Origin of the sequence: Marivirga tractuosa DSM 4126, from assembly GCF_000183425.1 — a bacterium.
GTDB lineage: Bacteria > Bacteroidota > Bacteroidia > Cytophagales > Cyclobacteriaceae > Marivirga > Marivirga tractuosa.
In genome coordinates this window covers 3,895,153-3,908,749 of sequence record NC_014759.1, presented here as the reverse complement: position 1 = coordinate 3,908,749, position 13,597 = coordinate 3,895,153, and the positions used below count along the sequence as shown (strand labels likewise).

Here is a 13,597-nt window from a genome sequence, read left to right as displayed (position 1 = left end):
CTTTACAAAATTGAAGTGCCCTAGTTCGTAATTATAAAATTCGTAATTCGTAATTATTTTTTGCTAGCATTAAAAAGCTTTTGCTTTTCATCTTTGCTTAGGCTTTCGTAACCTTTTTCAGAAATTTTATCCAATATTCTATCTATTTCTTCTTGCTCAATACTAGAGGATGAAGATGATGAAGAGGAACTGCTACCTTTACTGGCTCCAGCAGTTTGTTTCTTTTTGTAGGTAACTTTAATTTTAGGCTTTGATTTGAATAAACTTTGAATAAAACCTAAAGTCATTTGAATCCAAAGGCCAAAATCTGTTCCAGCTTGTAAACCTCTTACATATAAAAAGCCAATTCCTGCACCACCTAAGTGTGCAAGATTTCCACCAGCATTAGGACCAGCAGAGTTTAATAATGATAAAATGATGTAGACCGCTACTATATATTTAATTTTTACAGGACCTATAAAAATCAAATGAAACCTGTGATCAGGAAGTAGTGTTGCAGATGCTGTAGCTACTGCATAAACGGCAGCAGAAGCCCCTACCATTCCGCTAGTAGTTCTATCTGCTAAAAAAGGAATCAAGTTATAGGCTAGTATGAAAATGACAGCTCCAGCCAACGCACCTAAAACATATAAATTCACCAATTTAGCACTTCCAAGGTATTGAGAAACCAGCATTCCAAACCAATACAATACCAGCATATTCATTAAAATATGAAAGAATCCGGCATGTGAGAAAGCATATGTAATGATGGTCCAAGGTCTGTAGATAAACCTTTCTAAATCTGGTGGTATTGTAAATTGAGCATCTACTATTGCATATAGCCCTTCAACACCTGAAAATTTTCCTATTAATGCCAATAAACCCAATCCTACAAAAACAATTGCATTAATAATGATCAATTGATTTAAGGCATTATTGGGGCGCTTAAAATTTTGTTTTAACTCATCGAAAAATCCTGCCATCTTCTTTAATAAAATCTTGTACTATCTTTCTGCCAAATCTTTAACAGAATAAATGCAATCAACATTCCGCCAAGGTGGGCATAGTGTGCCACGTTATCCCCCGGAACATTCTGTATGCCTGCATATAACTCATATAAACCATAGAAGGTTACAAGGTATTTGGCTTTGATAGGAATAGGCGGGAAGAGTAAAAACAATTCCGTATTTGGAAATAAAAAGCCGAATGCAAATAGAATTCCGAACACCGCACCTGAAGCTCCAATTAATGGTACATTTCCCTGAAAGCGCACTACCTCTTTTACTCTTTGAATACTACCCTCGACATACTCTGGATTCTCAGGATTTTCTCCGTAAGCATCGATAAAGTCATACCATTGTCGGTAAGCATAATTGGCATTTTCCTGAATAAAAGATACAAAACTTTCATAATTCGGATTTTCGATATATTGTTCAGCAGCACTTTCTAATTGCTGCATTTCTATAAAGTTTACAACTCCATAAAGTATACCAGCACCAACACCCGTCACCATGTAAAAAATAAAGAACTTTTTCGATCCCCAAAACCGTTCCAGCATTGGGCCGAATATAAATAAGGCAAACATATTACCTAATAAGTGCCCAAAACCAGAGTGCAGAAACATATAGGTAATGAACTGGAATGGCTTAAAAGAGTCGGCAAAAATATAACGCAAGCCAAAATACTGCGCCAATTCTAAATTCATTAAGGACGGAATAAGCAATAAAGCTATATTTATTAAAAGCAGGTTTTTAACAACCGGAGTAAGTCTTGCGAACATAAATTTATACTATATAATTTCTATAATTTAATTAGAATAACTTCTCTCTTTATATCTAGTTGAAGAAGCTTGCAATTTTATTAAGGTCAAAAATAATAAAAGTTGAGTTACCTGAAGGCGCATAATTAGGGTTTTGACAAGCAAAAAGTTTATCAATTAAAGCATTCATTTCTTCCGCATTCAATTTATGCCCTGCTCTAATGGCTGACCTTTTAGCCAAAGAACGAGCAATATTTTCATTTTTCGATACACTCAGCACGTTTTTATTATGCTTAAATTGGTCAATCAAACCCTCAAATACTGATTTTACCGAGGTATCCGTCAATTCTGTTGGGGCACCATTAATCACTACCGTATCTTTTCCAAAAGAAGAAATCACAAACCCCAAAGCTTTTAACTCCTCCTCCATATCCATCACTAAAGCATAATCCGGTGCAGATAACTGCACTTGCTCAGGAAAAAGAAATTGTTGAGAGCTTCCATCACTATTTTGCAAATGACGATTGAATTTTTCAAATAAAATCCGTTCATGAGCTGCTTGTTGATCAACTAACATCAATCCAGATTTTACTTGAGTAGCAATATATTTCTGATGGATTTGAAATATGCTTGATTTAGCCTCTACCCTTTCACTTTGAGGCACCTTGCTTTCATTTTCTTCATTAATTGCACTTCCAAAAGTCATCGACTGCTGACTTTCATCGGCAATATCTTCATTTTCTTCCTCTTCGCTTATTTTCTGGCTCAACTCCTGGAAATTGGATAGAATTTTATCCCACTCCCCATCATTATCTTTTGGTTGTTTGAACTTTTGATAATTGGTGGTTTTTCTGGAAAAATCATCTACCTGATTTCTTCTAGGGGCATTAAAACTAAAATTCACATCACTGTCAAAATCCAATGCAGGCGCTACATTATGCGCTCCTAAAGCCTGACGAATGGCAGCTGCCAAAATTCCGTAAACCATACGCTCATCATCAAACTTAATTTCTGTTTTGGTAGGATGAACATTTACATCAATCCGCTTAGGATCAATTTCTAAACATAGCACATAAAATGGATGCGCTTCTTTTGCCAACAATCCTTCAAATCCATTCACCACAGCATGGTGTAAATAGCCGCTTTTGATGTAGCGATTATTCACAAAGAAAAATTGTTCTCCTCTTGTTTTCTTTGCAAATTCAGGCTTCCCGATGTAACCATAAATTTTTAATTGGTCAGTGGTTTCCTCACAGGCGACCAATTGCTCTTGATAATTTTTACCAAATAATCCAACAATTCGCTGACTCAGCTTACCAGCATTCAATTGGTAAACGTCCATATCATTCTGATGCAAGCTAAAAGCAACTTGCGGATTGGCCAACGCTACCCGATGAAATTCATCAATAATATGACGCATTTCCACTGGGTTGGATTTCAAGAAATTACGTCTTGCCGGAACATTATAAAAAAGATTTTTTACTGAAATGGTAGTGCCACCGGTATGAGTTGTATGAGATTGATTTTTGATTTCAGAAGCTTCAATTTCTAACAAAACTCCTAATTCTGCATCAGCCGTTTTGGTTTTAAGCTCTACTTGAGCAACTGCTGCTATTGAGGCCATTGCTTCTCCCCTAAAGCCCATTGTCTTCAAAGCAAATAAATCGTCTGATTTTCTGATTTTAGAAGTAGCATGACGCTCAAAGCACATTCTGGCATCGGTCTCTGACATCCCTGCGCCATCATCAATTACCTGAATGAGTTGCTTTCCGGCATCCTTCACCACCAATTTAATTTTACTGCTGCCGGCATCAATGGAATTCTCCAATAATTCTTTTACCACAGAAGCAGGTCTTTGGACTACCTCTCCTGCGGCAATCTGATTAGCAATTGCATCAGGCAATAACTGTATAATATCGGACATTTACTTTATTATGTGGATTCTAAAATTTAATTACACCAAAAATTAGATTTTGGCTTTGAGAATCAAATATTCAGCATCTGTTTTTAATAGATTCTATTTATTTCCTTCTTCTCAAGATAATGTATAAAGGAATTAGGAGAAGTAAAGCAAAATAGACATTTGCTCCGTACATCAAATAACCTCCAATGGAAACTCCTACAATTATAATCATCAAAAATTGAAACAAATCAGCAGAGCGATTGGAACCTCTTCTCGCTTTATAAGCTTCTCTTATACTTTCAGAACTGTTGCCTTCCCTTTGATTTCTTATTTCTTTTCTGATTCGATCCGTTCTCTTTTCAATATCTTCCTTCACTGGATCGTAATAGCGAGGTTGAATCTCAAACCTCTGATATTTGGGCAATCTAAATATGGATGGAACTTTCATAAATTCTAATTTAAAATAGATGAATAAAGGAACGAAGCTTTCGTTATGTAAGTTTAAATAGCAAACTGCTATTATGAATTCAAATTAATTCAACAAATTAGCAAAAATTAACAATATAAAGGAAATCATCTTTCTCAGAAACAAACTTAATGTTAATTTAGCTTTTATCATAAATTCAAAACTACCACATGTTCAAAAAAGTTTTCTCCCTATCAATTCTGTTGGTTTATTCAGTATTAAATTCACTTTTTTCGCAGGAAATCATGTATCCGAAATGGGTAGAAGAAACTTATGCGGAAATGAATCAGGAAGAAAAAATTGGACAACTGTTTATGGTGGCAGCTTATTCCAATAAAGATGAACAACACATCAAAAACCTTTCACTCCTCATAGAAAATTATCATATAGGAGGGTTAATATTTTTCCAAGGCGGACCAGGAAGGGAAATCAATATGACCAACCAACTTCAAGCCAAATCTGAAATTCCATTATGGATAGGAATGGATGCGGAATGGGGATTAGGAATGCGGCTGGACAGCACCATGAATTTCCCCAAGCAAATGACACTGGGGGCCATTCAAAATAATGATTACATCTATAAAATGGGTGCAGAGATTGCTCGTCAGGCTAAACTGATTGGTGTTCATGTTAATTTTGCTCCCGTTGTGGATGTCAACAATAATATTAAAAACCCCGTGATTGGGAATCGCTCTTTCGGGGAAGACAAAGTAAACGTAGCTGAAAAAGGAGTGGCCTACATGAAAGGAATGCAAGATAATGGACTCTTAGCCAATGCCAAACATTTTCCAGGACATGGAGATACCGACTCGGATTCGCACATGACTTTACCTATAATCAATCACAGCAAAGGCAGACTCGATGAATTAGAACTATACCCATTTAAAAAGCTCATTGAGAATAATGTAAATAGCATGATGGTGGCACATTTGCATATTCCTGCTTATGATAGCACTCCTAATAAAGCCACTACCCTATCTAAAAATGTGGTGACTGATTTGCTAAAAGAAGAATTAGGTTTTAACGGCTTGATTTTTACAGATGCATTAAACATGAAGGGAGTAAGCGATTTTTACGCTCCAGGAGAAACTGATTTGTTAGCTTTTAAAGCAGGAAATGATGTATTACTGTTTCCGATGGATGTTCCAAATGCCATCAACATGATAAAAGATGCCATAAAAAAAGGTGAATTACCAGAAGAAAGATTGGAAGAAAGTGTAAAGAAAATACTTCATGCTAAATATAAATTAGGACTTCATGAAGGCTTTAAAAAACTGGAACCTGAAAAAATCCATGAAAAACTTAATTCTACAGAAGCTAAAAATCTAAACGAAAAGCTCTATGCTGAAGCGGCTACTTTAGTGAGAAATGAAAAGAATTTTCTACCTATCCATATTTTGGACACCACGAATTTTGCTTCTCTCTCCTTAAAAGGCGATAACAATAATACTTTCCAAGAATATTTAAGCAAATATGCTGATTTTACCCATTATCATTTACCTAAAGATAACATGGATTTAGGTGATTATAGTCAACTTATAAACCAACTAAGCCAATATGAAACGGTGGTAGTTGGTTTGCACGGCATGAACAATTCAGCCTCCAAAAGATTTGGTCTGAAATCAGAGGATTTACTATTCCTTCAAAACCTTTCCGAGAAAGCCAATGTGGTATTGACTGTTTTTGGTAATGCGTACAGCTTAAAATACTTACAATCATTTCAGCATATTTTAATGATGTATGAGGATAATGATATTACTCAAAAACTGGCTCCTCAGATGATTTTTGGTGCGAAACCTACAAAAGGAAAATTACCTATCTCAGTTGCTCCTGAGATGAAAGCTGGAACTGGAATAAATACAAAAACCCTTAATAGATTTGGATACAGCAATCCTTTGGATGTGGGAATGGATCCAAAAATTCTAGCCGAAATTGATGCCATTGCACAAGAAGCCATTGAGACAGAAGCCACACCAGGAGGGCAAATATTAGTAGCAAAAGATGGTCAAATTGTATACGAAAAAAACTTTGGTTACCAGACATACCATAAATATTCAAAAGTTAAAGATGAAACCATTTATGATTTAGCATCCATCACTAAAGTAGCCGCTACTTTGCAAAGCATCATGTTTTTATATGACAGAGGAATTATCGATTTGGACAAAAAAATAAGTCATTATCTGCCCGAGCTTAAAAAGAGTAATAAACAAAATATGACACTTCGAAATATTTTGACTCATCAGGCTGGCTTAGTTCCTTATGTGCCATTTTGGAGACAAACCCACGATATGTTTGGTTTAAAAACGCCCATGTATCAAAACCATGAGGCTTCACTTTATCCCAATCAATTAGCTTCTGGCTTATATGGTCATCAAGTATTGGGTGATTCCATCTGGCAATGGGTAATAGATTCAGAATTACTAGAAAAACCTAGATGGCAAAAAAATTATGACTATCGCTATTCCGACATGGGTTATTATATCATGCAGAAAATCAGTGAACGCATGACCAATATGAGTTATGAAGATTTTTTGCATGAAAATTTTTATAAACCCATGGGGATGAGTACAATGGGTTTTCTCCCATTATGTCGATTCCCAGAAACACAAATTGCTCCAACTGAAAATGATCTGGTGTTCAGAAACGATTTAATCAAAGGTTGGGTACATGATCAGGGTGCTGCTATGGTGGGAGGTGTGGCTGGACATGCCGGACTATTCAGCAATGCCAAGGATCTTGCAATATTAATGCAAATGAATTTGTGGGATGGTACTTATGGCGGTGTTCGGTATTTTAGTAAAGGCACTGTTCCTTATTTTACCAAAAAGCAATTTGATGAAAATAGAAGAGGTTTAGGCTGGGATAAGCCAGTTGAGGAAGAAGGCCCCTCTCCTACCTCACATTATGCTTCCCCATTAACTTTCGGACACACTGGCTTTACAGGCACAGCTGCCTGGGCAGACCCAGAATTTGGTTTGGTATATATATTCCTCTCAAACAGGGTATATCCTGATGCCGATAATAGAAAATTGATTTCCTCCAATATTCGAACAAGAATAATGGATGTCATTTATCAATCAATTTTTGAATACGAATCGGAACAAGAAGAATACGTTAATTAATAGGCGCAATTTTGAAATTTTAAACATAATCGTCAGGCATTACGTTTTACTTTTCATCTTATAAAAGAAATTTATATCTAACATAAAATTAAATGAATATAGGTATTGTTTGCTATCCTACCTTTGGAGGAAGTGGGGTTGTAGCTACAGAATTAGGAAAAGCTTTAGCTAAAAATGGACATAATGTTCACTTTATAACCTATTCCCAACCAACAAGATTAGATTTTTTCAACGAAAACTTATTTTACCACGAAGTAGATATCAGAACATATCCCCTTTTTCAATACCCTCCTTATGAGCTCGCGTTGGCCAGCAAAATGGTAGATGTCGCTCAACATGAAAAATTGGATCTATTGCACGTTCATTATGCTATTCCACATGCCTCAGCTGCCTACATGGCAAAACAAATCTTAAAGGAAAAAAACATCAATATACCTGTGGTCACCACATTGCATGGGACTGACATTACGCTAGTAGGAAAAGACCCTTCCTATGAACCAGTAGTAACTTTCAGTATTAATAAATCGGATGGGGTTACTGCTGTTTCCGAAGATTTGAAGAAAGATACTTTAGAGCATTTTGACATCTACCAGCATATTGAAGTAATTCCTAATTTCATAGATTTGAATAGGTTCAAGAGACAGAAAAAGGAGCACTTCAAAACCGCCATATGTCCTAATGGAGAGAAATTGATGGTCCACACCTCTAATTTTCGAAAAGTAAAAAGAGTTGAAGATGTTATACACGTTTTCAATAATGTTCGAAAAATAATTCCTTCAAAATTACTTTTAGTGGGGGATGGCCCGGAAAGAATTAAAATGGAAAAACTCTGTCGTGAGCTAGGCACTTGCGAGGATATCCGCTTTTTAGGCAAAATGGAAGCAGTAGAAGAGGTTCTGTCGGTAAGTGACTTATTTTTAATGCCTTCTGAAAAAGAAAGTTTTGGTTTGGCAGCATTAGAAGCAATGTCATGTGAAGTTCCAGTTCTATCATCTAATGCTGGTGGAATACCTGAATTAAATATTGACGGAGTTACTGGTTTTACCTGTAATGTCGGAGACGTTAAAGACATGACAGAGAAAGCATTATACATTTTAGCTGATGAAAATTTAGATAAATTTAAAACTGCAGCACTAGAGCGCGCAAAGAAATTTGACATCACAAACATCCTTCCGCTTTATGAAAATTTTTATTTTAAAATACTGAAAAAAGAACTCGCTGAAAGGCCTTCTTAGCATTACTTGTTGAACAATTCTTGAGCTTGGTCGTTAAAATCCGGTAGTTAATCGATGAACAACTTTTTTTGAAATTGTCATTTTTAATAGTTATGGATATAGCACAAGACAGAAAAATAAAGGGTTCAGGAACAAAAAATCTTTTCGAGAACCCACTACTTGAAAAACTGACTAGAAGTCATTTTTCAGTACCTTTAAGTATTTTAGCTGTAATTTCTATTTTACTGGCCTATTTATCTTTCACTAGATTTAATATTGGGGTAACGTCATTTATACCCCTCTTTATTGCGGGCTTTTTCAGTTGGACATTAGGTGAATATCTCATTCACAGATATGTCTTTCATATGGACGATGATAAAAAATGGAAAAGATGGATTACCTACACTTTTCATGGAATTCATCATGAGTATCCGAAAGATAAGGATAGAATTGTGATGCCACCAGCAGGTGCAATTTTAATAAGTAGCATTATTTTTGGTGGATTTTGGCTAATCATGCAGAATTATGCTTTTGCTTTTGTACCAGGTTTCCTAATTGGTTATTTGGCTTATGCCTTTGTACATTATGCCATTCATGCCTATCAACCTCCCAAAAATTTTATGAGGTGGCTATGGATTTACCACAGTATTCACCATTACAAGCACCCTGATAAATACTTTGGAGTTTCATCTCCTATCTGGGATTATATTTTCAACACTGTTCCAAAAAGAAAATAATTAATGGCATCAGTTAGCATTTTAGGTTGCGGTTGGCTAGGACTTCCTCTTGGAAAAAAATTAATCGCTGAAGGATATGAAGTAAAAGGAAGTACAACCAGCACTTCAAAAATACCCAAACTGGAAGAGGCCGGAATAAATGCTTTTACCATTGATTTACCAAATAAAAGTTCAGTTTCTGAATTCTTTAATTCTGAATATTTAATTATTAATATTCCTCCAAGAACTTCTAAAAAAGGTGTAGATCATCATGTGGAAAGTCTAAAATCAATACTAAATAAGATTCCACTTGGCCAAAAAATAATTTACATCAGCGCTACTTCTGTATACCCAAAAGTTGATTATCCAATTGATGAAGAACATGAATTAGATCATAATTCAGAAAGAGCAAAAGCCCTTATTCGAGCAGAGGAATTACTACACAATCAGTTTAAAGATAAATTGACCATTATTAGATTTGGGGGGCTATTAGGTTACGACAGGATACCTGGAAGGTACTATTCAGGCAAAAATGTCGCGCAACACCAACAAAAAGTAAATTATATCCATAGAGATGATGCAATAGGAATAATTGAAGCTGTCCTTAAAAAAGAAAAGTGGTCTTTTATATTCAATGGAACCGCTCCCTATCACCCAACTAAAAAAGAAGTATTCCTGAAGAATGCAAAAGATTTTAACTTCGAAGCTCCTGGTTTTGAAAATAAAGAACAAGAAATGACGAACCGAATTATTGAAAGCCCTAAAATTGAATTTATTTTAGATTATTCATTCATTTACCCTGATCCAATCAATTTTTTTTATACTAATTAAAGAAATGACTTTTTAAAGATTTGATTATTTAGTATCATTCGGAAGTTTTATAAAAAGCCATGTGCACACTAACATATTTACCACTTTCTGAAGAGCAATATATCTTAACTACTAATCGTGATGAGAGTCCGGATAGAGGGTTGGCGGGATTTCCTTCTTACCACCATGTTGAGGGTAAGAATATTGTATTCCCTCAAGATCCAAAGGCTGGAGGCACTTGGGTTGCTACTTCTGATAATGGGATTAGCGTATGTCTATTGAATGGAGCTGATCAGCCCCATGAGTTTAATCCGCCATACAGAATGAGCAGAGGACTGGTGGTGATGGAAGCCATAGAATGTATTAAGCCAGATGAGTTTTTCAAAAACTATGATTTCACTGATATAGAACCCTTTACCATGGTGGTGCTTTTTCACGATCCTGAGTTAAGAATACTCGAATTCAAATGGGATGGTAAAAATACTTTCTTAGTAGAGAAAGATTCAGAAAAACCGCATATATGGGCTTCCACACAGCTCTACACTAAGGAAGCTGTTCAAAATAGAAATGAATGGTTTGAAAAATGGCTGAAGGACAATAGAGAATACACGGTTGAAGCAATAAGAGATTTCCACAGAAATGCTGGGTCTGGTGACTTGATGAATGACCTTGTGATGGATAGAGGAGAGGTAAAAACCGTTAGTATTACAAGCATCTGCTCTTTGAAAGGCGTAGTTAATATGACTCACCATAACTTGCTAGAAAATCACAAGCAAGAAATCAGCTTATCGCAGCATGTGAATCAGGAGTTTTCTCACCATATCTTGTAAAATACTTTACTTGTATTGAATTCTTTCTTTTAGAATTATCAAGTCTTCAAAAATGTAAAGTTTTATAAGACCATAAATTTATCCTTATTACAGTAACATTCATCTTCTCAATTTAGTTAAGAGAGAATATGTTAGGTTACAGATTTACAAAGTATTTAGCTCATAAAGATTTATCGGATACCACTTTTGATCAACTATTCAATGTATTCAACGAATTATTGATCATTACGGGTGGTGATGTTAGTGAAGCATTAAGTTGGCTGACCAATATTGACAAGCAATATAACATTACTGATGGGCAGTACGGAATGGGCGACTTCATTGAAGATTTAAAAAACAAAGGATTTATTTCGGATAAAACGCCAGATGGTTCTTTTGAAATAACAGCCAAAACAGAGCAAAATATTCGTAAAAATGCACTAGAAGAAATATTTGGCAAGCTAAAGAAATCAGGAAAGGGAGAACATAAAACTAACTTCACTGGATTGGGTGAAGAACCAGGAACGGACAGAAGAAACTACGAGTTTGGTGATTTGCTTCATCAAATTTCTATGACTGATTCGCTGAGAAATGCACAAATCAATCATGGGTTAGGTGATTTTATGCTGACTGAAGATGACCTAGAAGTGGTAGAAAGCGAATACAAAACACAAACCTCTACTGTGCTGATGATTGATATCTCCCATTCTATGATATTGTATGGAGAAGACCGCATTACACCAGCCAAAAAAGTAGCTATGGCTTTAGCCGAACTCATTACCAAAAAATATAAAAAGGACACACTTGATATTATAGTATTCGGAAATGATGCCTGGCAGATTCAGATAAAAGACTTACCCTATCTGCAAGTGGGGCCTTATCACACCAATACCATAGCCGGATTAGAATTAGCTATGGATTTATTGCGAAGAAGAAAAAATAAGAACAAGCAGATTTTCATGATAACAGACGGGAAACCAACCTGCATGAAACAAGGCATCAAATATTATAAGAACAGCTTTGGTCTTGACCCGAAAATTTTAAACAAAACACTCAATTTAGGCGCTCAGTGCCGAAGATTGAATATACCTATAACCACTTTTATGATTGCCTCCGACCCTTATTTACAGGAGTTTGTAAAAGAATTCACAACCGTAAATAACGGAAATGCATATTACAGCAGTCTGCAAGGATTAGGCAACTTAGTGTTTGAAGATTACAAGAGAAACAGAAAAAAAAGATATTGAAAATAACTTTATGAGCTACGAGAAACTCACTACGCAAGATAAATTAAAAATTACCACCCTTAAAGATTTAATGAAAAGCGGTTATCAGCCCAAACCCGTCAAGGAAGAACTCCGACAGAACCTCATCAAAAAAATGAAGGCTGGAGAAAATGTTTTTGAAGGCATTTGGGGTTATGAAGATACGGTTATTCCTGATATACAAAGAGCAATTCTGTCGCGTCATAATATTAATTTATTAGGCTTAAGAGGTCAGGCAAAAACCAGAATTGCTCGGATGATGACTTTATTGCTGGATGAATATGTTCCAGTTTTAAAGGGTACAGAACTCAATGATGACCCTATGCAACCACTGTCGCGACAAGCACAGGATATCTTGGAAGAACAAGGGAATGATGCCCCAGTGGCATGGATGCATAGAGATGAGCGCTATACTGAAAAATTAGCTACTCCCGATGTTTCAGTTGCTGACCTGATTGGAGATGTTGACCCAATCAAAGCAGCTACATTAAAACTTCCTTATTCTGATGAGCGCGTGATACACTACGGGTTAATTCCTCGTTCACACAGAGGGATATTTGTGATCAATGAATTACCTGATTTACAAGCTAGAATACAGGTAGCCTTATTTAATATTTTACAAGAAGGAGATATTCAAATCAGAGGTTTTAAATTAAGGCTTCCTTTAGATTTACAGTTTGTCTTTACTGCCAATCCTGAAGATTACACAAACAGGGGCAGTATCATCACACCATTGAAAGATAGAATAGATGCGCAAATTATCACTCATTACCCTGAAAGCATTGAAATAGGACGAAAAATCACAAAACAAGAAGCTGCTATAAAAGATGAGCAAAATGAGGTGGTGGAATTAAATGAGCTATCCAAAGACTTAATTGAACAAATTGCTATAGAAGCACGAAATAGTGAGTATATAGATGAAAAAAGTGGAGTTTCTGCCAGGCTGACCATTTCAGCTTACGAAAGTTTGGTCAGCGCAGCAGAACGAAGATGTTTAATCAACAAAGAGCAAAAGGTCTATGTAAGAATGTCTGATTTTTCAGGTGTTGTGCCCGCTATCACAGGAAAGGTAGAATTAGTTTATGAGGGAGAGCAAGAAGGACCAGGCATTGTTGCTCAAACTTTAGTTGGCAAAGCCATCCGATCGCAATTTGATCACTATTTCCCAAATCCGGAGCAATTAAGAAAAGATAGGGAAAAGAAAAATCCTTACCGACCAATCAGCAAATGGTTTAATGATGGTAAAAAAATTGACCTCTTCCACGATGACAATGAAAGCGATTACAAGAAAAAATTAGATAGTATTCCAGGTTTAAGGGATTTGGTCAAAACACAGCATAAAAAGCTAAGCGAAAAGGAGACCTACTTCATGATGGAATTTGCACTTCATGGCATGGCTGAATATAGCTTATTGAGTAAACATGCATTAGCGAAGGGACATAGCTTTAAAGACCTATTAAGCAGTATGTTAAATTTTGAAGATTCGTCCGATCAGGATGATGATTTTAATATTTAATTGTATATTTGGAATAGAACCATTGAATTTAATATTAA

General features: G+C 35.7%; 11 protein-coding genes. 7 read left to right on the top strand and 4 right to left on the bottom strand.

What is annotated here, in order from left to right:
* Positions 1-53: 53 nt before the first annotated feature.
* The 4 genes from FTRAC_RS16575 to FTRAC_RS19465 form a co-directional block, all read right to left on the bottom strand.
* Entirely contained in the window at positions 54-962 is a 909-nt protein-coding gene (locus tag FTRAC_RS16575) for a rhomboid family protein (RefSeq protein ID WP_013455432.1), read from the bottom strand.
* A gap of 5 nt (positions 963-967) precedes the next feature.
* Entirely contained in the window at positions 968-1,759 is a 792-nt protein-coding gene (locus tag FTRAC_RS16570; protein WP_013455431.1) for a rhomboid family intramembrane serine protease, read from the bottom strand.
* Between the two features lie 55 nt (positions 1,760-1,814).
* The gene (mutL, locus tag FTRAC_RS16565) at positions 1,815-3,662 is read right to left on the bottom strand and encodes a DNA mismatch repair endonuclease MutL (RefSeq protein ID WP_013455430.1); all 1,848 of its coding nucleotides are present in this window, start codon (positions 3,660-3,662) and stop codon (positions 1,815-1,817) included.
* A gap of 97 nt (positions 3,663-3,759) precedes the next feature.
* Positions 3,760-4,089, bottom strand: coding sequence for a hypothetical protein (locus FTRAC_RS19465; RefSeq protein ID WP_013455429.1), 330 nt, complete (start codon positions 4,087-4,089; stop codon positions 3,760-3,762).
* 188 nt (positions 4,090-4,277) lie between these two features.
* On the opposite strand from FTRAC_RS19465, the gene FTRAC_RS16555 reads away from it, so the two are divergent.
* From FTRAC_RS16555 to FTRAC_RS16525, 7 genes are all read left to right on the top strand, one after another.
* Positions 4,278-7,229 carry a glycoside hydrolase family 3 N-terminal domain-containing protein gene (locus FTRAC_RS16555; RefSeq protein ID WP_013455428.1) on the top strand — a complete coding sequence of 984 codons (2,952 nt, stop codon included), beginning with the start codon at positions 4,278-4,280 and terminating at the stop codon, positions 7,227-7,229.
* A 92-nt stretch (positions 7,230-7,321) separates the two neighbouring features.
* On the top strand, positions 7,322-8,464 hold the full coding sequence (gene bshA, locus FTRAC_RS16550; RefSeq protein ID WP_013455427.1) for an N-acetyl-alpha-D-glucosaminyl L-malate synthase BshA: 1,143 nt from the start codon (positions 7,322-7,324) through the stop codon (positions 8,462-8,464).
* 92 nt (positions 8,465-8,556) lie between these two features.
* The gene (locus FTRAC_RS16545) at positions 8,557-9,180 is read left to right on the top strand and encodes a sterol desaturase family protein (RefSeq protein WP_013455426.1); all 624 of its coding nucleotides are present in this window, start codon (positions 8,557-8,559) and stop codon (positions 9,178-9,180) included.
* A 3-nt stretch (positions 9,181-9,183) separates the two neighbouring features.
* Complete coding sequence (locus tag FTRAC_RS16540; RefSeq protein ID WP_013455425.1) at positions 9,184-9,990, top strand: NAD-dependent epimerase/dehydratase family protein; 807 nt, start codon at positions 9,184-9,186, stop codon at positions 9,988-9,990.
* A 59-nt stretch (positions 9,991-10,049) separates the two neighbouring features.
* Positions 10,050-10,799 (top strand): NRDE family protein, encoded by a 750-nt coding sequence (locus FTRAC_RS16535; protein WP_013455424.1) that lies wholly within the window; start codon positions 10,050-10,052, stop codon positions 10,797-10,799.
* Between the two features lie 128 nt (positions 10,800-10,927).
* Positions 10,928-12,025, top strand: a complete 1,098-nt coding sequence (locus tag FTRAC_RS16530) for a vWA domain-containing protein (protein WP_013455423.1) — start codon at positions 10,928-10,930, stop codon at positions 12,023-12,025.
* Between the two features lie 10 nt (positions 12,026-12,035).
* Positions 12,036-13,559 (top strand): P-loop NTPase family protein, encoded by a 1,524-nt coding sequence (locus FTRAC_RS16525; RefSeq protein WP_013455422.1) that lies wholly within the window; start codon positions 12,036-12,038, stop codon positions 13,557-13,559.
* Positions 13,560-13,597 lie beyond the last annotated feature (38 nt).